This window comes from Burkholderia sp. AU33545, from assembly GCF_020419685.1.
Lineage (GTDB): Bacteria > Pseudomonadota > Gammaproteobacteria > Burkholderiales > Burkholderiaceae > Burkholderia > Burkholderia diffusa.
In genome coordinates, this window is sequence record NZ_JAIZRQ010000004.1 from 713,049 (window position 1) to 733,547 (window position 20,499).

At 68.8% G+C, this 20,499-nt stretch carries 20 protein-coding genes; 8 read left to right on the forward strand and 12 right to left on the reverse strand.

What is annotated here, in order from left to right; all coding sequences use genetic code 11:
- The 5 genes from LGM71_RS17195 to LGM71_RS17215 form a co-directional block, all read right to left on the reverse strand.
- On the reverse strand, positions 1 to 744 hold the full coding sequence (locus tag LGM71_RS17195; protein WP_226115487.1) for an SDR family NAD(P)-dependent oxidoreductase: 744 nt from the start codon (positions 742 to 744) through the stop codon (positions 1 to 3).
- A 56-nt stretch (positions 745 to 800) separates the two neighbouring features.
- Positions 801 to 1,925 carry an amidase gene (locus LGM71_RS17200; RefSeq protein WP_175814687.1) on the reverse strand — a complete coding sequence of 375 codons (1,125 nt, stop codon included), beginning with the start codon at positions 1,923 to 1,925 and terminating at the stop codon, positions 801 to 803.
- A gap of 32 nt (positions 1,926 to 1,957) precedes the next feature.
- A complete protein-coding gene (locus LGM71_RS17205; protein ID WP_226115488.1) occupies positions 1,958 to 2,491 on the reverse strand; it encodes a nuclear transport factor 2 family protein in 534 nt (177 codons plus the stop codon).
- An 8-nt stretch (positions 2,492 to 2,499) separates the two neighbouring features.
- Positions 2,500 to 2,877 carry a hypothetical protein gene (locus LGM71_RS17210; protein WP_011356094.1) on the reverse strand — a complete coding sequence of 126 codons (378 nt, stop codon included), beginning with the start codon at positions 2,875 to 2,877 and terminating at the stop codon, positions 2,500 to 2,502.
- A gap of 63 nt (positions 2,878 to 2,940) precedes the next feature.
- Positions 2,941 to 4,134: an acyl-CoA dehydrogenase family protein gene (locus LGM71_RS17215; protein WP_226115489.1), complete on the reverse strand. Its 1,194-nt coding sequence runs from the start codon at positions 4,132 to 4,134 to the stop codon at positions 2,941 to 2,943.
- Positions 4,135 to 4,274: 140 nt separating this feature from the next.
- Between LGM71_RS17215 and LGM71_RS17220 the strand changes: the two genes are divergently transcribed.
- On the forward strand, positions 4,275 to 5,828 hold the full coding sequence (locus LGM71_RS17220) for an ATP-binding protein (RefSeq protein ID WP_226115490.1): 1,554 nt from the start codon (positions 4,275 to 4,277) through the stop codon (positions 5,826 to 5,828).
- A 62-nt stretch (positions 5,829 to 5,890) separates the two neighbouring features.
- Here LGM71_RS17220 and LGM71_RS17225 read toward each other — a convergent pair whose 3' ends face one another.
- The 3 genes from LGM71_RS17225 to LGM71_RS17235 form a co-directional block, all read right to left on the reverse strand.
- Positions 5,891 to 6,277 (reverse strand): tautomerase family protein, encoded by a 387-nt coding sequence (locus LGM71_RS17225; protein WP_059601269.1) that lies wholly within the window; start codon positions 6,275 to 6,277, stop codon positions 5,891 to 5,893.
- Between the two features lie 65 nt (positions 6,278 to 6,342).
- Positions 6,343 to 6,846, reverse strand: a complete 504-nt coding sequence (locus LGM71_RS17230; RefSeq protein ID WP_226115491.1) for an aromatic-ring-hydroxylating dioxygenase subunit beta — start codon at positions 6,844 to 6,846, stop codon at positions 6,343 to 6,345.
- The gene (locus tag LGM71_RS17235) at positions 6,843 to 8,126 is read right to left on the reverse strand and encodes an aromatic ring-hydroxylating oxygenase subunit alpha (protein ID WP_226115492.1); all 1,284 of its coding nucleotides are present in this window, start codon (positions 8,124 to 8,126) and stop codon (positions 6,843 to 6,845) included. Before LGM71_RS17235 ends, LGM71_RS17230 begins: the two co-directional genes overlap by 4 nt.
- 324 nt (positions 8,127 to 8,450) lie before the next feature.
- On the opposite strand from LGM71_RS17235, the gene LGM71_RS17240 reads away from it, so the two are divergent.
- From LGM71_RS17240 to LGM71_RS17265, 6 genes are all read left to right on the forward strand, one after another.
- Complete coding sequence (locus LGM71_RS17240) at positions 8,451 to 9,785, forward strand: MFS transporter (protein WP_124620843.1); 1,335 nt, start codon at positions 8,451 to 8,453, stop codon at positions 9,783 to 9,785.
- Between the two features lie 49 nt (positions 9,786 to 9,834).
- Positions 9,835 to 11,028 (forward strand): acyl-CoA dehydrogenase family protein, encoded by a 1,194-nt coding sequence (locus LGM71_RS17245; RefSeq protein WP_174909002.1) that lies wholly within the window; start codon positions 9,835 to 9,837, stop codon positions 11,026 to 11,028.
- A 37-nt stretch (positions 11,029 to 11,065) separates the two neighbouring features.
- Entirely contained in the window at positions 11,066 to 11,593 is a 528-nt protein-coding gene (locus tag LGM71_RS17250; protein WP_059601279.1) for a flavin reductase, read from the forward strand.
- Positions 11,594 to 11,596: 3 nt separating this feature from the next.
- On the forward strand, positions 11,597 to 12,307 hold the full coding sequence (locus LGM71_RS17255; protein ID WP_226115493.1) for an ethyl tert-butyl ether degradation protein EthD: 711 nt from the start codon (positions 11,597 to 11,599) through the stop codon (positions 12,305 to 12,307).
- Positions 12,308 to 12,374: 67 nt separating this feature from the next.
- On the forward strand, positions 12,375 to 13,295 hold the full coding sequence (locus LGM71_RS17260) for a LysR family transcriptional regulator (protein ID WP_226115494.1): 921 nt from the start codon (positions 12,375 to 12,377) through the stop codon (positions 13,293 to 13,295).
- 87 nt (positions 13,296 to 13,382) lie between these two features.
- On the forward strand, positions 13,383 to 14,300 hold the full coding sequence (locus LGM71_RS17265; protein WP_226115495.1) for a LysR family transcriptional regulator: 918 nt from the start codon (positions 13,383 to 13,385) through the stop codon (positions 14,298 to 14,300).
- Between the two features lie 53 nt (positions 14,301 to 14,353).
- On the opposite strand, the gene LGM71_RS17270 is transcribed toward LGM71_RS17265, so the two are convergent.
- Together LGM71_RS17270 and LGM71_RS17275 are read right to left on the reverse strand one after the other, a co-directional pair.
- Positions 14,354 to 15,337 carry a PDR/VanB family oxidoreductase gene (locus LGM71_RS17270; protein ID WP_226115496.1) on the reverse strand — a complete coding sequence of 328 codons (984 nt, stop codon included), beginning with the start codon at positions 15,335 to 15,337 and terminating at the stop codon, positions 14,354 to 14,356.
- Positions 15,338 to 15,496: 159 nt separating this feature from the next.
- The gene (locus LGM71_RS17275; RefSeq protein ID WP_226115497.1) at positions 15,497 to 16,894 is read right to left on the reverse strand and encodes a spinster family MFS transporter; all 1,398 of its coding nucleotides are present in this window, start codon (positions 16,892 to 16,894) and stop codon (positions 15,497 to 15,499) included.
- A 410-nt stretch (positions 16,895 to 17,304) separates the two neighbouring features.
- Here LGM71_RS17275 and LGM71_RS17280 point away from each other — a divergent pair, with 410 nt between their 5' ends.
- Positions 17,305 to 18,435 carry a porin gene (locus LGM71_RS17280; RefSeq protein WP_226115498.1) on the forward strand — a complete coding sequence of 377 codons (1,131 nt, stop codon included), beginning with the start codon at positions 17,305 to 17,307 and terminating at the stop codon, positions 18,433 to 18,435.
- 32 nt (positions 18,436 to 18,467) lie between these two features.
- Here the strand turns inward: LGM71_RS17280 and LGM71_RS17285 are convergent, their stop codons facing one another.
- On the reverse strand, positions 18,468 to 19,499 hold the full coding sequence (locus tag LGM71_RS17285; RefSeq protein ID WP_226115499.1) for a LysR family transcriptional regulator: 1,032 nt from the start codon (positions 19,497 to 19,499) through the stop codon (positions 18,468 to 18,470).
- Positions 19,496 to 20,470, reverse strand: coding sequence for an AraC family transcriptional regulator (locus LGM71_RS17290; protein WP_226115500.1), 975 nt, complete (start codon positions 20,468 to 20,470; stop codon positions 19,496 to 19,498). The genes LGM71_RS17285 and LGM71_RS17290 overlap by 4 nt, the downstream gene beginning before the upstream one ends.
- Positions 20,471 to 20,499: the final 29 nt, after the last annotated feature.

Consider the following 20,499-nt stretch of genomic DNA (forward strand, 5'->3'; position numbering starts at 1 on the left):
TCAACGCATGTATAACCCGCCGTTGATGTCCCAGCACGCGCCGTTCGCGAAATGCGCGTCGCCCGACGCGAGCAGCACCGCCGCATCCGCGACGAAACCGGCCGATCCGAGCTTGCCGCCCGGCAGGCTCGCGAGCACCTGCCGCAGCTTTTCCGGCGCGACGCTTTCGTAGACGATCGGCAGGTCGAGCGGGCCCGGCGAGATCGCGTTGACGGTCACGCCCTGCGCGGCGAGGTCGCGCGCGAACACCTTGGTCAGCGTCAGCGTGCCGCCTTTCGCGGCCGCATAGTGTGCGCCCGTCGCCGAGCCGCCGTTCTGCCCGGCGAGCGACGCGATGTTGACGATGCGGCCCGCGCCGCGTGTCGCGAAGTAGTGGCCGAACACCTGGCAGCCGAACAGCACGCTGCGCAGGTTCACGTCGATCACCTGGTCGAACTGCTCGGCCGTGATTTCCATCGCGGGCACGACCTTCGATGCGCCGGCATTGTTGACGAGCACGTCGATTGCGCCCCAGCGCGCGACGAGCGCATCGCGCGCGGCTTCGAAATCGCGTTTCGACGTGACGTCGAGCGGCAGCGCGATCGCGCGTTCGCCGCTCGGGTCGATTTCGCGCGCGTGCGCATGAATGGCGGCGGCGGCGATGTCGGCCAGCGCGACGCGATAGCCGGCCGTGAGGAAGCGTTCGGCGATGACGGCGCCGAGCCCGCGCGCGGCGCCGGTGACGAGGACGACTCGGTCTGACATGGTGCGTGATTCCCTGGTTCGCGGGCGCGTGGCCGAAGCGGCACCCGCATCGTGGTTCATGCGGCAAGCGCCGTTTCGAAGTGTGCCGCAATCGCGCACACCTGTTCGTCCGCGCCCTTGCGGCCGACGATCTGCAACCCGGCCTTCAGCGGTGTTCCGGCGAGCGGCAGCGGCAGGCTGAGCGCCGGATGGCCGCTCAGGTTGAACGGCCGGATCAGCGACGACATCGCGATGACCGATACGCCCTCGCGCGCCTGTTGAAGCGTGATCGGCAACGCGGGCAGCGTCGGCAGCACCAGCACGTCCGCGCGTTCGAGCGCGGCATCGACCTGAGCGGTGAAGCGCGCGCGTACGGCTTCGGCTTGCACGAGCGCGGCCGGTGTCGTCTGCGCGGCCATGCGCAGCCGCGCATCGAGATCCGCGCCGAGCTTGCCGGTGTCGACGAGATGCCCGAATGCGCGCGACGTTTCCGCGTTGATGACGGCGAGCCCCGCGGCGAACGCGGCAGGCAGTTCGTCGAGCGCGACATCGTGCGTGCGCAGGCCCGATGCGCGCACCGCAGCATCGAGCGCGGCGGCGATGGCCGGATCGGCATCGGCGATCACGTGCGCGATCGTGCAACCGGCAACGGGCGCTGTCGCGCGCGTCGGATCGAAGCCCGGTGCAATGGCGGCCATCACGGCTGCGAGCGTGCGGACGTCGCGCGCGAACGGTCCGACGCAATCGAGCGTGGTGTCGGTGGGTGCGACGCCGCGCCGCGACACGCGGCCGAACGTCGGCTTCAGCCCGACCACGCCGCAGCAGGCGGCCGGCCCGCGAATCGAGCCGCCGGTGTCGGTGCCGAGCGCGGCGTCGACGACACCGAGCCCGACGAGCGACGCCGAACCGCTCGACGAGCCGCCGGGAATGCGCGTCGGATCCTGCGGATTGACCGGCGTGCCGGTGGTGTCGTTGATGCCGGTCATGCCGAACGCGAGCTCGTGCATGTTCGCCTTGCCGGCGATCTGCCAGCCGGCGTCGAGCAGCAGGCGGACCACGTCCGCGTGCTGCGCGGCGGGCGGCGCGTCGGCGAGTGCGCGGCTGGCCGCGCGGGTCGGATGGCCTGCGATGTCGATCGTGTCCTTGATCGCGATCGTCGGACCCGGGCCGCCCAGCGTGAAGGTATCGATGAAGCCTGTCATGGTGCGATGGCGTGGGAGCGGAGTGAAAGGGTTCAGGATTGCTGCGCGGCGGCGAGTGGCCACGGGCCGTCGAGCACGCGCTCGGTGCGGAAATGGCGGATCAGCCAGGTCGCGCCGCCTTCGGCCGGCGCGAAGTCGACGCTCAGCCGCGCGGCGATCAGCTCCGCCGCGCCGTCCGCGTAGCGCGACGCCTGCAGCATGATCCAGCGGCCCCGTGCGCTCGCATGGTCGGCGCCGACGTCGATCGACTCCGACGTCAGGAAGTGCAGGTTCGCCGCGAAATGCGGATCGGGCGGCAGATAGCGACGCAGCATCGCGACGATCGCATCCGTGCCTTCTAGGCGGCCGAACTTGCGCGCGTACTGCGGGCCGATGCCTTCCCACACCGCGTCGGCCGTGAACAGCGCAGCGAGCGCCGGGCCGTCGCCGGCGTCCTCGGGCACGTCGCACAGCGCCATGTAGCGCGTGATCGTCGCGCGCACCGCGCGTTCGGCGTCGAGCGCCGCCACGCGCCGTTCAAGCGCTTCGAGCGCCGCGATCGAGCGCGAAGAATCGGGGCCGGTCATCGCGCGCCTCACGCTGCGGGTTTCGCGGCCGGCGGCACGGTCAGCGCGCGGCCGACCCGCGCCTCGATCTTGCCATAGCGCCACAGGTTGTATTCGCCGACCGGCGTCGTGCGGTACAGGTTGCAGACCGCGACCGTCGTGTCGAAGTCGGCGACGTCGGCCATGATGTAGAACGTCCACGGCGCGCCGTCGGCCTGGCCGACCACGAGGCGGTCGTCATCCATCACGCCGAGCACGCGCACGCCGGGCATCGCCTCGACGGCGGCGAGCATCGCGCCATACGCTTGCCACACTTCGCCGATCTTCTCGCGCGGCAGGTCAAAGAAGTTTTGCGACACGCCGCAGCAGAACAGCACGCGCAGCGGCAGCGGATTCGAATCGGACATGACAGGTTCTCCTGAAGAATGCGTCGAGCGGCGTTGATGCGAATCGATGCGAATCGACGCGGATTACAGATAGCCGGGAAACGGCGTGACGCCGGTGAACACCGCGCCCGCGCCGTCGAAGTTGCCTTCGCCGAGAAACGCGTGCTGCGTGACGACCATCGCGTCGCGCAAGAGGCGCTGCAGTGGATGCGTGCGATAGATCGCGGCCGTGCCGCCGAGGCGGTACGCACGCTCGACGACGCTCGCGCCTTCGCGTGCGATATGCGTGGCGGCGAGTCTCAGCAGGCTGACCTGCTCGGGCGTGACCGGGTTGCCGGCCAGAATCGATTGCCAGACCGAGTCGGTCGCGTCGTAGAAGAACGCGCGCGCCGAGCGCAGCTGTGCCTCGGCCTTCGCGAGTTCGATGCGGAAATACGCGCGATCGGCGAGGCGCGGCGCGCCGGTGGTCGTCTGGCGGCCGCCCGACATGCGGTTCGCGACGTCGAGCGCCGCGCGGGCCAGCCCGAGGTTGACCACGGCGAGCACCTGCGCCGCATACGCGACGGTCGGATAGCGGTACAGCGGCTCGTCGACGGTCGCCTCGCCGCCGCGCACGAAGGTCCACGCTTCGGGCACGAAGCGGTCGTCGACGCGCAGGTCGTGGCTGCCCGTGCCCTGCATGCCGACCACGCTCCAGTTCTCGACGATCTCGACTTCGGTGGCACGGAACACGGCCGTGCGGGGCTTGTTCGGCGCGGCATCCTGCGCGCCGGGCACCGCGATGCCGACGCCGAGCCAGTCGGCGCCCTTGCAGCCGCTCGCGAACTTCCACGTGCCCGTTACGCGCCAGCCGCCGGGTGCCGCCTGCGCCGGCTGCACGGGGAACAGCCCGCCCGCGAACACCTGGTCGGGGCCGCTCGCGTACAGCTCGGCCTGCGTGGCGAGCGGCAGCGCGGCGAGATAGGCGTTGGCCGAGCCGAAGCTCGCGACCCACGCGGCCGACCCGTCGGCGGTCGCGATCCGCTCGATCATGCCGAGGAACGCGGTGGGCGCGAGCGCATCGCCGCCGAAGCGGCGCGGCGTGCCCGCGCGATAGATGCCGGCCTCCTTGAACAGCGCGATCACGTCGCGCGGCACATGCGACAGGCGGTCGAACTCGTCGCGGCGCGCGGCGACGGTCTCGATCACCGCGTCGAGCGGCGACATACGTGCGGCCGCTTCGCGGACCGCATGCGGCGAGGGGGGCACGGCGTCGATGGCGAGGGCGGCATTGGGCATGGCTGTCTCCTGGGGATGGGGTTCGATTGCGGGGATGGACACGGCATGGACCTAGTCTAGAAACGCCGAAAACACGCAGCAATTGGTGCGTAGGGCTGCGTGACTGGTGTCGCTCCGTGCCGGGCTAAAGAAATCTTCAGATGCGGGCCGCGCACGCCGGTGCTATGTTGGACATCCGGCCGCGCGACGCCGCGTGCCTTCATCCGGATCCGATCATGAGTTTTCCCGACGAAGACGATTTCCACCGGCTGCTCGACGCATTGACCACCTGCGTGCTGCTGCACGACGCGCATACCAAGGCGATCGTGTGGGCGAATCGCGCAGCGTGCATCGCGCTCGGCTTTTCCGTCGAGGAACTGCTGCCGCTGAAGGCGCCGGACATGACGCGTCCTGAACCGAAATACCAGCGCGAGATCGCCGTGAGTGCGTGGGATCGCGCGCTCGTCGACGGGCCGCAGGTGTACGAGTGGTGTTACCGCTCGCGCACGGGCGTCGACATGCTGTCGGAGGCGACCGCCACTTACGTGCCGCTGCGCGGTCGCGACGTCGTGATGGTGCAGTTCCGCGACATCAGCGCGGAAGAAGCGGTGCGCCAGCAACTGCGCCGCTACGAAGCACGGCTGCGCGAGTTCATGCAGGACCTCGATGAAGGGATCGCGGTCGTGACGCCGCACGGCGGCTTGCAGTTCATCAGCGAGTCGGGCCGCCGCGTGCTCGGGCTCGCGCCGGACGAAGCGCTCGGCGAGGTGCTCGACTATTGCAGCGCGGCAGACCGCGACCGGCTCGTCGCGCAGCTGCGCGATGCGCCGTCCGCGTGCCCGTCCGAGCCGCAGCGTTACCGGATCGTGCGGCGCGACGGCTCGGCGTGTTGGCTGCGCATCCAGTGCCGGCAGGTCGAGATCGAAGGCGATCTCGACGGGCTGCTCGTGCAGTTTCGCGACGTGAGCGACGAAGTGGCGATCGAGGATGCGCGGCGCGCGCAAGCGCGGATGCTCGAATACGCGAGCCGCTACAACGCGATGGGCGAGATGGCGAGCGTGATCGCGCACGAGCTGAGCCAGCCGCTCGCGGCCGTGCGCAACTTCATCGAGGGCGCGGTGCAGCGGCTGAACGCGCGCGGGGCCGTCGACGACGCGATCTGGGGCCTGCGCAGCGCGGACCGGCAGGCCGAGCATGCGGCGCTGATCATCAAGAGCGTGCGCGAGTTCATCGTGAAGCGCGAGCCGGTCGTCGCGCTCGCCGATTTGCGCGAGATCCTCGCTGACGTCGCGTATTTCATCGAGCTGCGCGCGAAGGAGGCGGGCGTGACGGTGACGATCGTGCAGGCCGATGTGCCGCTGCCGATCCGCTGCGAGCGCGTGCTGATCGGGCAGGTGATGCTCAACCTCGCCTTCAACGCGATCGAGGCGTTCGCCGGCTGCGAGCGCGCACCGTGCATGCTGACGCTCGGCACCGCGAACGTCGACGGGCACGCCGAGCTGCGCGCGATCGACAACGGACCCGGTATCGCCGAAGGTGCGCACGATCGGCTGTTCGACGGCTTCTCGTCGTCGAAGGCCGGCGGCAACGGGATCGGGCTGTCGCTGTGCAAGAGCATCGTCACGCGCCACGGCGGACGCATCGGCGCGAGCCCGGCCGAAGGCGGTGGGCTCGACTGCCGCGTGACGCTGCCGCTCGCCGGAGCGCACGCGTAGCCGCTGCGCTGCATCGCGTGCATCACATGCGTCACGGCAGGGCAGCGACGCGCGGCACACGGTCAGCGCCCCAGCGCCCGCGCGGTCTGCCCGCCGATCCCGAAGTCGGTGTTCGGGATGTCCTTGATCATCACGCGCGTTGCCTGCAACGGCGCATCGAGCACGTTCGCGGCAGCGTCGGACAGCGCGGCGATCAGCGCGCGTTTCTGCGCATCGGTGCGGCCGGCGATCAGGATCGCGACGATCACCGGCAGCGACGGCGGCGCGCCGTCGGCGGCCGTGCGCCCGCCGAGGCCGATATGCGTCGCGGGCAATTCGGTGAGCAGCACGCGCACCGATTCGATCGGCGCGCTTGTCGCGTCGACGGTCGCGCTGCTGAGCCGCGCAATCAGCTCGGCCTTGCAGGCGTCGTCGTGGCCGGCCGGCAGGAAAACTTCGAGTGTGGGCATGGTCGTCCGGAAAGGTGAAGGTGACCGGTTCACCGTTGCGGATTCGGCGGTGAACCGGCGGCGGCTTACAGCAGGAAGCCGATCGCGCTGAGCGCTTCGGTCGAGTCGATCAGGCGCACGGCCTTCTCCGCGATCCGCATCTCGCCGTCCGCATCGACATGCAGCTTGTGCGTGACATTGGCCGCGAACAGTGTCGCGACGCCACGCTTGTATGCGACGACAACCTGCGCGGATTTCAGCTCGACGGTGTCGGCGCTGCCGCTTTCCAGCGTGAAGCGCGACACGGTGCGCACCGTGCGCGCCGCGTCGGACGCCGACGCCGAATAGCCGGACAGCATCCGCTGCACGCGCTTCTCGCGCATGTCATGGTCGTCGAACACGTAGTTCAGCGTCGCCGCGAAGTCGGTCGCATCGGGATCGATCGGCACCACGTAATGGCCGGCCGGATCCCACAGGTCGAGCCATGCGCGATAGTCGCGACGGTCGAGCATCTCGGCTTCGCGCCACACGAATTCGACCGCGCGGGCGAAGGTCTGCTCGGAAAAAAGGGCGTTGCGGTCATCCATCACTGTTGCTCCATCATTTTTCGCCATTGCTGGTAGGCCTCGCGCATGCCCGTCTCGTCGGTGGCATGCGCGGTCTTTTCGCCGTTCGCGGCCGTCGTCTCGCGGTTCAGCCCGCGGTTCACGAGGATCGCCACGTCGGGGCCCGCATGCGCGCCGCGCTGTACGCGCTCCCAGGCTTCCGCGTCGTCGGGGCTGCCGAAGCCGAACGGGCCCTGGAAGTGCTCGTGGATGCGCAGCCGCTCGCGGTTCGCCTCGTCCGGGCCGCCGTCCATCGCGAGCGCGACGTGGCGGATCTCGGTCTCGTTCGCCGAGATCGGCCGCAGCACGCGGAAGAACGCCATCGATAGCGCGAGGTTCGGAAACAGGTTCAGGTTGAAGCCGACGCCCATCAGCGAGCGCACGATGCGGCGCACTTCGTCCGGCGCGTGGCGCTCGGCGAGCTTCGCCGCGAGCGGCGCGAAGCGCTCGGGCAGCGGCGCGCCGTCGTCTTCGTCGAGATCGATCAGTTCGGGCATGAGCACCGCGAGGCTGTGGCCGTTGCCCAGCGCGCGGCAGAACGCGTCCTCGCTCGTCATGAAGCTCGTGATCGCGGCGGCCGTCTCGTCGTCGATCGACTTCATCCACGACTTGTGCACGACGGGGAAGTGATAGAGGTCCGTCGTGTTCTCGAGCTGGATCTTCCAGTTGCCCTTGAACTTGAACTTGTGCTCGCCGTTCGCCTTGATCGGGTAGCCTGCACCCTGCTTCATGAACAGGTCGATCCACGGTTTCGCGCCGCCGAGGAAATCCTCGAGCGGTTCGATGGCGTCGTTGAAGCTCGCGAAGATCAGCCCCTGGTACACGCCGACGCGCAGCTTCACGAGCGGCAGGTCGCCCTTCTCGCACACGCCTTCGTAGCCGTCGCCATACGGCAGCGCGCGCAGCGTGCCGTCGAGCGCGTACGACCAGCTGTGATACGGGCACGTGAAGCCTTTCGCGTTGCCCTTGTGCGATTCGCACACGGTCGCGCCGCGATGGCGGCAGCGATTCTGCAGCACGTTGATCTCGCCGGTCTTGTCGCGCACGACGATCACTGGCTGGCGGCCGATCGTCGTCGTGATGAAGTCGCCCGGGTTCGGCAGCTCGCTTTCGTGCGCAACCCAGATCCAGGTGCGGTAGAAGATGCGGTCGAGCTCGGCTTCGAACAGCGCGGGATCGTGATACATCGCGGGTGCGATGCGGTCGGGCTGCGCGAAGCCGTGCAGCGCGCGGGTGTCGATCGTCTGGTAGGAAATGTCGCTCATCGTCGTCGTGGGGAAAGAGTCGCGAGGAAGTACGGGTCCGGTCGGGCGGACCTCGCACGGATAACGGGACCAGTTTCGTCGTCGCGTTCTCATCCGTCAAATTGATCTAAAAAAGGCGATCAAATAAGCGCGATGGATAATTAGATGGGCGACTCGCGGCACGGCATGCCCATGCATGCGATTCATGTTCATCATTTTTGGCGGGAATTTGACCGCATTCCGCTGCGCTCTTATCGTGATTCGGACGCAGTGAACAGATTCGATCGCGGACCTGCCACCCGATGCCGGACAGGCAGGACAACTGAACTTATCCCCCAACACACCATGAACTCACCAGCGCCCCTGTCAGCGGTTTCGTTGCCCGTTTCCCGCAGCACGAGTTCGGTCCGACGCGCGGTCGCGACCGCCGTGCTCGGGCAGGCACTCGAATGGTACGACTTCTTCCTGTACGGGACGGCCGCCGCGCTGCTGTTCGGCAAGCTGTTCTTTCCGGTCGGCAGCGATCCGCTGACCGGCACGATCGCGGCGTTCGGCGGCTTCACGGTCGGCTTCGTCGCGCGTCCGATCGGCGGGCTGCTGTGCGGGCACATCGGCGATCGCTACGGGCGCAAGACCGTGATGATGCTGACGATGTTGACGATGGGCACGGCGACGGTCGGGATGGGGCTGTTGCCGACCTATCGCGAGATCGGCATCGCCGCGCCGGTCGCGCTGGTATTGCTGCGCGTGCTGCAGGGGCTCGCCGCCGGCGGCGAATGGAGCGGCAGCATCCTGCTGATCCACGAGAACGCGCCGGCCGACCGGCGCGGTGCGCTCGCCGCATGGAGCCCGTGCGGCGCGGCGTTCGGCTTCGTGCTGTCGACTGCCGCTTTCCTGCTCGTGCAGCAGCTGCCGGCAGCCGACGTCGAGCGCTGGGGCTGGCGCATCCCGTTCCTCGCGAGCATCGTGCTCGTCGGGTTCGGCCTGTGGATGCGCCGCTCGATCGGCGAGAGCGCGGAATTCGCCGATGCGCGGTCGACACGGAAGTCCAGCGCGACGCCGCTCGTCGACGTGCTGCGCGAATGCCCGCGCGAAGTGCTGACCGTGTTCGGGCTGCGGTTCGGCGAAGGCGCGGTCTCGTATCTGTTCTTCGCGTTCTCGCTCGCGTACGGCAAGTTCATCGGTCTCGATGCATCGTGGCTACTGAGCGGGCTCGTGATCTCGATGCTGCTGATGATTCCCGTGACGCTGCTCGCGGGCCGCCTGACCGACCGGATCGGCCGCAAGCCCGTCTACTTGCTCGGCGCCGTCGCCGTAGTGCTGATCGCGTATCCGTACTTCACGTTGCTGCAGTCGGGCCGCTTCTCGCACGTGATCGTCGCCCTGCTCCTGGCCAACAGCATCGCGATCGGCATTCTCGAAGGCGCGCAGCCGGCGTTCATCAGCGAACTGCTGCCTGTGCACCTGCGGTTCTCGGGGCTCGGAATCGGTCGCGAGATCGCGTCGGTGCTCGGCGGCGGGCTGTCGCCGGCGATCGCGACCGCGCTGCTCGCGCACTACCGCAGCGCGACGCCGATCGTCATCTATCTCGTGCTGCTCGGCGCAATCACGGTCGTCGCAACCTGCATCGCACCGGAAACCCATCCGAAGGCGATGCGCGATGCTGCCCGATCGCGCTGACCGTCGCACCGTCTTTCCTCCATACCTTTCGCCTTTTCAGGACATCACCATGCAAGCTCATTCCGCCATCCGTGCCGTCGTGCCCGACGTGCCCGTGCCGCCGCAACCGGCCGACCGGTCACCTTTGCCTCTCGATACGGTGATCGCCGAGGTCGAACGCCGGCGCGACGAATTCGACCGGCTGTCGCACGTGCCGCGCGACGTGATCGCGATGATGAAACGCGCGGGCATCTTCCGCGCCGGCACGCCGGCGCGCTTCGGCGGCGACGCGCTGCCGCCGCACGTATTTCTCGCGATGCTCGAACGGATCGCGATCGCCGACGGTTCGGCCGCGTGGGTCGCGGCATTCGGCTCGGCCAACACGTATCTCGCCGCGCTGCCGCTCGACACGCAGCGCACGATCTACGCGGACGGCCCCGACCAGGTGTTCGCGGGCGGGCTTTACCCGCTGCAGCCGGCCCGGCCCGCACCGGGCGGCTACCGCGTGACGGGCCGCTGGCGCTTCGCGAGCGGCTGCAAGGGGGCGGACTGGATCGGTGTCGGCATCGGCGGTGCGCCGGCCGACGGCGGCGCGCCGGGCAAGCCGTTCACGGCCGTGTTTCGCGCCGAGGACGTCGAGATCGTCGAGAACTGGCACGTGGTCGGCATGCAGGGCACCGGCAGTCACGACCTGGCGCTGAACGACCGGTTCGTCGACGCAGCCTGGACGTTCGTGCGCGGCGGCGAGCCGACCGTCGACGAACCGCTGTATCGCTATCCGGCGGTCGCGTACCAGGCGCAGGTGCATGCGGCCGTGAACGTCGGCATCGCGCGCGCCGCGCTGGACCTGCTCACCGCGATGTCGGGCGCGACGAAGACGACCACCGGCGCGCCGCGCCTCGCCGATCGTCCGTATTACCGCGAAGGGCTTGCGAAGGCCGAGGCCGACTGGCGCAGTGCGCGGGCGTTTTTCTACGAGACGGCGGAAGCCGCGTGGGCGTCGCTGGCCGCTGGCCGGCCCGTATCGCCGCAGCAGGCGAACCTGCTGCGCCTGAGCGCGACGCATGCCGCGCAGGTGTGCGCGAAGGTCGTGATGCAGGCCTACCAGCTTGCCGGCACGGCCGCGATCTATCGCGAGAACCGGCTGCAGCAGCTGGTGCGCGATTCGATCGTGGTCACGCAGCACGCGTTTCTCGGCGAGGCGACCTACGACGGCTCCGGCGCCGTGTTTGCCGGCATCGTACCCGTTACGCCGTACCCGTGATCGGCACCGCGCCGATTCTTCGCAGCAGGAGCACAAGATGAACGAAGCAACGATCCAATGCGACGTCCGCCAGGATTTTCGCGAGGCGATGTCGCGCCTGCCGGCCGGCGTCAATGTCGTCACCACCGACGGTGCGCACGGCCGCTGGGGCATCACCGCGAGCGCGGTCTGCTCGGTGACCGATATGCCTCCGACGATGCTGGTGTGCATCAACCGCGGCAGCCGCGCGCACGACATCATGCGCGGCAACGGGCGCGTCGCGATCAACCTGTTGCCGTCCGCGTGCCAGGAGGTCGCGAGGACGTTCGCAGGCATGACGCCGGCGCCGGGCGATACGCGCTTCGACGACACGCGCTGGCTGGACGGCAAAACCGGCGTGCCGGTGCTGGCCGATGCGAACGTCAGCCTCGAAGGGCGCATCATCGACAGCAAGTCGGTCGGTTCGCATTCGGTGATGTTCGTCGAGGTCGATCACATCGCGCTGCACGCGGCGGCCGACGGGCTGATCTACTTCGGCCGCGCGTTCCACCGGCTCGCGCATCCGCTGGCCGCGCAGGCGGGGTGACGGATGGAAGTCTGCCTGTTCCTGATCGTCGAGCATGGCACCGATGCCGCCGCTGACGTGCCGCTGGCCGGCATCGGCGATGCCGTGGCGGCGTTGCGCGCCACGCCCGGGCTGGAGCGGCTGGTCGTCCATCGGCCCGTCGCATTGGCCGCCGACCGTGCCGACCCCGTGGCGCGGCCGCCATCGCCCGCATGCGTGCTGCAAGGCTATTTCGCCGAGCTCGACGCGCTCGAAGCGACGCTTGCGCCGACGGGCGCCGCATACGCCTGCATGGTGCGATGGCAGGCGGCAGCTTGGCGCGTCGCGCAGCAGGCGATGGCCGTGCGCCGGATTCCGGTGGCGGGCCCGGGTATGGGCCCGGGCGCGCGAAGCTGTACCTTCCTCGTCAGCTATGAAGGCGAGGCCGAGGATCCGAACGCGTGGCTGTCGCACTACCTCGATCGTCATCCGCCGCTGATGGCGCAATTGCCGGGCATCCGCGCGATCGAGATCTACACGCGCGTCGATTACCGGAGCGCGCTGCCGGCGCCGCGTGCGCACGCGATGCAACGCAATAAGGTCGTGTTCGACGATGCCGATGCACTGGCGCACGCGCTGGCGTCGCCGGTCCGCCTGCTGATGCGCAGCGATTTCGATGCGCTGCCGCCGTTTTCGGGCGCGACGCCGCATTTCCCGATGGCGAGCGAAAGTTTTGAGATAACATCGGCCGAGTAGTCTGCGCCGCGTCGCGTGACCGCTTGCCGGTCGTGCCGACGCGCCCCCGCCGCGGCTTGCGAGCGCCATGACCAAATCCCATCCGGTCGTCACCGACCTCAACCTGTTGCGGGTGTTCCTCGCGATTTCGGAGCTGCGCAGCCTCACCGTGGCCGGCGAGCGGCTCGGGCTCACACAGCCGGCCGTCAGCCACGCGCTGCGGCGCTTGCGCAATCTCTTCGACGATCCGCTGTTCGTGCGCACGCCGGCCGGCATGGCGCCGACCGACGTGGCGCGCCAGCTGCACGGCCCGCTGACGCGGGCATTCGGAATCATCGATCTCGCGGTGCAACAGGTCGCGCATTTCGATCCGGCCACGGCCAGCCGCACGTTCCGCCTCTCGATGTCCGACATGTCGGAGTTCTATTTCCTGCCGCCGCTGCTCGCGAAGCTCGCGGAAGTCGCGCCGGGCATTCACGTCGAGATCGCGAGCGCGGCGGTCGAGGCGGTCGGCGCCGCGATGCGCAGCGGCGAGATCGATCTCGCGCTCGGCTACGTGCCCGACCCGGGCCCCGGCTGCGTGAGCGAGACGCTGTTCTCGGACGAGCACGTATGCATGGTTCGAGCGGGCCACCCGCTGCGCAAGCGCGCGCCGACGCAGGAAGACCTGACCGCGCTGCGCTACGTCTACGCGAGCAGCAACGCGACCGGCCACCGCATGGTCGAAAAGTGGCTCGACGAGCTGCACGTCGAGCGCACCGTCGTGCTGCGGTTGCCACATTTCATCGTCGCGCCGGAGATCGTTCAGCACACCGATCTGGCGATCATCTTTCCGCGCAGCGTCGCCGAGCGTTTCAATCGCGGCCGCGCGTTCCGGATCTTTCCGCTGCCGTTCGTGCTGCCGCCGATCGAGATCCAGATGCACACGCACGTGCAGTTCGCGGCGGACCCCGGCATCGCATGGCTGCGCGGTGTCATCCACGAGATGTTCCATCGGCCGGAAGCCTGACGGCGAATTCTCGCCGCCCGCGTAATAATCCGCTTCACTGATTTAGAATGCGTTCACGCATCAATTGGACGAATAGTGGAGGCGGTCATGACATCGGTCGATCATCTCGATCTGAACCTGCTGCGCGTATTCCAGGCGATCGTCGAGGAGCGCAGCCTGACGAAGGCCGGCGAGCGGCTCGCGCTGTCGCAGCCGGCCGTCAGCTATTCGCTCGGCCGGTTGCGTACGCTGTTCGACGATCCGCTGTTCGTGCGCACGCGCGCGGGCATGCAGCCGACGCCGGTCGCGCTCGAACTCGCGGGCATCGTCGGCAAGGCGCTCGACATGGTGCGTGTGGCGCTGCGCTACGCGGAGCGCTTCGATCCGGCCACCAGCACGCGCACGTTCCGGCTGTCGCTGTCCGACGCGGGCGAGATGGCGTACCTGCCGGCGATCTGCCAGGCGCTGCGCGAGCGTGCACCGCGCGTGACGCTGAGCGTGCAGCCGCTGCCGGTGGAGGAGATCGAGGAAGCGTTGCGCGCGAGCCGGCTGGATTTCGCGATCGGCAACCTGCCGGAGCTGATGCCGCGCACTCGTCACCAGGTGCTGTTCGAGGAGACCTACGTTTGCATGACGGGCCGTCGGCGCGGGCTGCAAGGCGGCGCCGCGCTGAGCCTCGACCAGTTCGTGCGCGCCGCGCACGTCAACGTGAAATCGGTCGAGCACAGCCATCACGCGCTCGACGACGCATTGCGCGCGCAGGGCGTGGGCCGCAACATCGCGCTCGAAGTGCCGCATTTCGTCGCGCTGCCGAGCGTGCTGTCGGTCACCGATCTCTATGCGACGCTGCCGAAGCGGCTCGCGCAGATCCTGAACCGCGATAACGCGTTCCGGCTGTACGACCTGCCCGTCACGCTGCCGCCCGCGCCGGTGACGATGCACTGGCACGAGCATTTCCACGAAGACGAGGGCAACGCGTGGATGCGTGCGCTGCTCGCCGAGATCGTCGAGCGGTTCGACGCGTGACGGCTGCGCGGCGCGTGCGCGCCCGCATGTCGGTTTATCCGTGCATCAATGCGTCAGAGATCGAGGACGAGCACCGCCGATCGCGCACGCGACACGCAGCAGCAGATCACCGTATTGCTTGCACGCTCGGCCTTGCTGAGGCAGTGGTCGCGATGATCGGGCTCGCCGTCGAGCACCGGCACCATGCAGGTGCCGCACACGCCTTCGCCGCATGACGTATCGACCTCGATGCCGATCCGCGCGAGCGCGTCGACGATCGACGTGTCGGGCGTGACGCGTACCGACTGCCCGCTGCGCTGCAGGCGCACTTCGAAGCCGTGTGCGGGGCCGGCGCCGGCATGGTCCGCACCGACGGCGGCCGGTTCGGCAGCGAAGCGTTCGAGATGAATCGAATCGTCGGGCAAGCGCGTCGCGGCTGCCGCGACGACTGCATCCATGAACGGCCCCGGGCCGCACGTATAGACGTGTGCGTGCGCATCGACCGATTCGACGCAGCGGCCCAGCTCGGCCGCGAGCGCATCGGGCTCGATGCCGTAGTGGAACGTCACGTGCGACGCGAACGGTTCGGCCGACAGTTCTTCGACGAAGGCCGCGTGCTCGCGGCTGCGTGCGAAGTAATGCAACCGGTAGCGCGCGCCGCGCTTGTGCAGCGCATAGGCCATCGACAGCAGCGGCGTGATGCCGATGCCGGCCGCGATCAGCACGTGCTCGCTTGCGTCATCCGTCAGACGAAACAGGTTGCGCGGCGCGCCGATCGACAGCTCGGCGCCGACGGTCACGTCGTCGTGCAGCGAACGCGAGCCGCCGCGCGACTGCGCTTCCTTCTTCACCGCGAACAGGTAGCTGCCGCGCTCGTCGGGGTTGCCGCACAGCGAGTACTGCCGCGTGATGCCGGACGGCGTGGTGACGTCGATATGGGCGCCTGGTTCGTATGCGTCGAACGGCTGGCCGTCGACGCGCGAAACCCGGAAACAGCGGATGTCCTGCGCCGCGTCGATCAGCGCGTCGATCCGGACTTGGTGGCGGTTCGCTTGCATGGGTAAATCCGTGGGGGAGGAGGAACACGCGGCGCGGCAGACACCGCGCCGTCATGCGATCGAGAATAGGGAGAGGCATCGCATAAATCAAATCGATTAAAAAGCGATGCCTGAATCAGTGAGATGGATGATGGCCGGGCGACCGATTGCGCTCGATGTTCAGCGGGCGGCGATCGCGTTGGCAGCCTCGGCCGCCTGCGGCGCGGCTGCCGATGCAGGGCCGCGCTCGCGATCGAGGCTGCGGCGATAGTGCCGGCACCCGGCTGCCAGCAGCAGCGCGGCGAGCGTGGCCGCCGCTACGTTGACGATCGACATCGAATGGCCGACCGCGGCCGGCGCGCCGAATACGCGATCGGTAAACAGCGCGACCACGGTCGTGCCGATACCGAGCGCGATCAGGTTCGACACGAGCAGGAACAGCGCGGAGATCTGCGCACGCATCTGGTTCGGCGCGAGCGTCTGCATCGCGGCGGTCGACGTCGGCATCGGAAACGACGCGAAGAACATCGCGACGACGAGCATCGCGAGCGACGCCGGCAGGCTGTCGAGCTGCGTGAACAGCGTCGCGGGAATCGCCATGCATGCGGCACCGATCGCGCCGGCACGCATCGGCGCATCGGTGCGGCCGCGCCGCAGCAGCCAGTCGTTGAGCCAGCCGCCGCAGAACACGCCGGCCGTATTCGCGACGAGCAGCACGATGCCGAGCGTGTAGCCGGCTTCGACGGCCGTCATGCCGAAGCGGCGGATATAGAACGCGGGCGTCCAGCTCAGCAGGCAGTACAGCGTCATCGCGTAGAACGAAAAGCCGAGGTAGTGGCACGCGAAGGTTGTGCGATGCGTGCCGACGAAGCGCAGCGAGTCGCGCATGGACACGCGTCGCACGGCGCCCGAGCGATCCTGCGCGAGCCCCTTGCGCTGCGGGTCGCGCACGGTGGCCGCGAACAGCAGCGCGACGAGAATCCCCGGCAGCCCGACGATCAGGAACGTGACCTGCCACGCATGCACCTGCCCGACGACCGGCAGCGTGAACGCGCTCGCGTGCTTGAGCAGCGCGATCACGTAGCCGCCGATCAGGAACGCGACGCCGCCGCCGATGAACGAGCCGAGCGAATACACGGCGATCGCGCGGCCGAGCCTCTCCTTCGGGAAATAGTCGGCGAGCATCGAATACGCGCCGGGCGACAGCGCGGCCTCGCCGACGCCGACGCCCATCCGCGCGACGAACATCTGCACGAAGTGCTGGCTGAACCCGCAGGCGGCGGTCGCGACGCTCCACAGCGCGATGCCGAGCGAGATGATGCGCGGACGTGCGTAGCGGTCGGCGAGATACGCGACGGGCAACCCCATCACCGCGTAGAACAGCGAGAACGCGAACCCGTTGAGCAGGCTGAACTGCGTGTCGGTGAGATGCAGGTCGCGCTTGATCGGTTCGATCATCAGGACGAGCACCTGGCGATCGACGAACGAAAAGACATACGCGAGCATGCAGATGACGACGACATACCATTCGTACGTATAGCGCTTGCCGTCGGCAGCGCGGGCCGTGGGTGCAGACATGCGGATTCTCCAGGAGCGGGCGGTGGAAAAGCGCGGCGCCGGCCTCGCGGGCCGGGTGCCGTCGCGGCGCGAAAGCGTGCGGGTGACACGATTGGAGAGGCAGCGTAGTCGGCCAAATTCGGCCGCCATAGCCGGAGTGACAGCCGCGCCACACGGACATCTACCGACCCGGATAAAGAAAACACCGAGGCCGTGCGCACGGGGCGCCGCGCAGCGCGCGTGCGGCGGGGCGCGTGCGCATCATGCGGCACATCTATAAGCGTTATAGAGCGGATTGCGTCGACGTCCGAAATTGTCGTTCCTAGACTCGGCCCGTTTTTGATCGGCAGCGTTGGCCCTTCGCGGCGAATGCGCTTCACATCAAGCGGCGCGATGCCGACAGGCGCCGCAATCTCCACGGGACGACCAAGATGAACCATCCGAACGGGCGAGCCGACCGGCTTGCCGCACCGCTTGCCATGCTGGCTGCCACGCTGCTTGCAGGCGTATCGCTGCCGGCTGTCGCACAATCGAGCGTGACGCTCTACGGCCGCGTCGATACCGCGATCGAGTACGCGAACGCCGGGCCGAACCACGTGACACGCATGGGCAGCGGCAACCTGTGGGCATCGCAGTGGGGATTGAAGGGTGTCGAGGATCTCGGCGGCGGCTACGCGACGATCTTCAAGCTCGAGGACGGCTTCAACGCGGCGAGTGGCGCATTGTCGAACAGCAGCGCGTTGTTCGGCCGCGAGGCCTGGGTCGGCATCACGGGGCCGTTCGGTGGCGTGCAGCTCGGCGAGCTCTACACGATCGTGCATACCACGCTCGTCACGTACAGCCTGCCCGGCCTCGGCGCGGGCCTCGCTTGGGGCAACGCGACGAACAACTTCGTCGGACCCGCGTTCCTGCGCGTGCGCAACGCGATGCGCTACACGTCGCCGCGTTATGCGGGCTTCATGCTGCGCGCGATGGCCGCGCGCGGCACCAACGGCGCGGCCGGCCGGCCGGCATCGCTCGGCGACACGTACGGCGCGGGCCTCAACTACGTGCGCGGAGGGTTGTCGGTCGACGTCGACTACATGCAGCAGAAGTTCAGCCCGGTCGCCGCACCCGCGCTCGGCGACACGAGCCCGGCCGCGAACGGCAACTACACGGTCGGCGCGATCTCGTACGACTTCGACGTCGTGAAGATCGCTGCGCTGTACATGCGGCATCGCGGCGGCCCGGACGTCGCGGCCGCGATCGACAGTCAGAGCGCGTATCCTCACAGCGACACGATGGAACTCAGCGCGACGGTGCCGATCGGGCGCGCGTCGCTGCTGCTGAGCATCGGCCACTACCGGAAGGTGGCCGACAGCGACGGCAACGCCGATTCGTACGGCATCCGCTTCGACTATCCGTTGTCGAAGCGCACGGTGCTGTACACGGGCGCCGCGATGGTGCGCAACGGTGCGCATGCGCGCTTCGTCGTGAACGGCGCGGCGGGCGGCGGCGTCGCGGTCGCCAAGCCCGGCGCGACCGCCAGCTCGATCGTCGCGGGCATCCTCACGTCGTTCTGACCGCCGACGGCTGGCCCTGTCCGCCTGCGCCGCTACGCGCAGGCGGGTGGTTGCGGCGCGAGCCATGCATCGAACGGCGCCTGCCGGCCGATATCGAACAACTCCAGCAGCAGCGCACGCAGCCACCGATGGCCCGGGTCCGCATCGAAGCGCCGGTGCCAGTACGCATTGACCGCCCACTCGCCGGCACCGGCGATCTCGTACAGTGCGCACGGCTGCCGCGCGGCGAACGTGATCGCGATCGTTTCCGGCAGGATCAGCGCATAGTCGCCCTGTTCGAGCAACGCAGGCACCACCATGAAGTCGGGGAGCGCCGCACGCACGCGCGGCATCAGTCCGTGCCGCACGAGCAACTGCATCGACTGCGGATGCGTGGACACCGCGACGAAGCGCAGCGTGTCCGGCGCGTCGCCGTCGAGCACGAAATCGTCGGGCAGCGCGACGCGCTGCGCGGTGCGGCGCGGCATCAGCAGCACGCAGCGCTCGTGCAGCAGCGCGGTGCGCTGGAAGTGACTCGACGCGTCCGCGAAATGTCCGAGCGCGAAATCGATGCGGCCCGATTCGAGCGCGACGTTGAGCTGGCATTCGTCGACGTGCAGCGTCTCGATCACCGCGCCCGGTGCGCGCCGGTCGAATTCCGCGAGCAGCGTCGGCAGGAACGCGCTCGCCGCGAAGTCGCTCATGTGTAGCCGGAACACGCGCTGCGTGCTGTCTGGCACGAACCGCGAGCCTTCGTCGAGCACGTCTTGCAGGATCGCGAGGGCCTTGTCGACCGACACGGCGAGCCGTTGCGCGCGCGGCGTCGGCTCGACGCCGGTGCCGGTGCGCACGAACAGCGCGTCGCGAAACATCAGCCGCAACCGGCCGAGCGCGTAGCTGACCGACGGCTGCGTGACGCCGAGCCGCAACGCCGCACGGCCGACATGCCGCTCCGTATAGACCGCGCGAAACGTCTTCAGCAGATTCAGGTCGAGGTCCTGCACGCGCAGGCCGTCGGGCGCGTCCGCGTCGTGCGGCGCGGCTTCATGGCGGGCCGGCGGCCGGCCGGTGGCGGAATGCGTCATCGTGCTTGCCTCGCGGTGACGGAAGGTGCGTGGCCGTAACGCCGAGCGTAGGCCTTCGCGAAATGGCCGAAGCCATGAATGCCGTGCGCGATCAGCACGTCGGTCACGCTGCGTGCGTCGCCGCGCTCCAGCGCGGCGTGCACCGCGGCCAGCCGGCGCTCGCGCACGTATGCGGCCGGCGTGGTGTTCAGGAACGCGTGAAACGCGTGCTGCAGCGTGCGCGGCGCGACGCCCGCGACGGCTGCCAGCGCGGTGAGCGCGAGCGGATCCCCCAGATGCGCGTCGACGTGGTCGCATGCGCGGCGCACGTGCGCCGGCAGCGGCGGCGTGCCGCGCGCCAGCGCAGCGCTGTACGAATGCGGCAGGTGCGTGAGCAGCAGCGACATCAGCCAAGCGGTGAGATCGGCGCCGAACGTCGTCGTCGACGCGCCGATGTGCGGCTGTGCGCCGAGCCGGCACAGGTATTCGAAGGTCGGCAGTACGAGCGCGACGCCCGTGCCGTTGCCGCCGGCAGCGAGATCGAACTGCAGCGGCCGCGTGAGCGTCGCGTGCAGCATGTCCCGCAGCTTGCGTTCGAGTGCGCCGCGTTCGAGTCGCAGCACCAGGTTGCGGCAATCGGGACTCGTGCACAGGCGGCTCGCGCGCGCCGGCGACGACACGGTCAGCTGGCCCGGGCCCGCCCGCGCGACGCCATCGCCGGCCCGCAGTTCGCACGCGCCCGACAGCGTCAGCCGGAACAGGAAATGATCGGCATCGTCGCCGAAATCGATGCGCGTTTCGCGGCCGTAGCAGAGTTCGAGCAGCGCGCCGTGATGCAGCGGCACCTCATACAGCTCCGCATGAAACGGGTCGCGGCCGCGCGCGGCCATCCGGTGCGGCCCGAGCCGGTGCGCGACCGCGCGTTCGACTTCGTCGGGCGCATGCAGCGTGCCGAGCCGGTTCGGCGCATGTCGGGAGAGCGCGATATCCATATGGTGGCCTCGTATTGGATGCGTGAGCG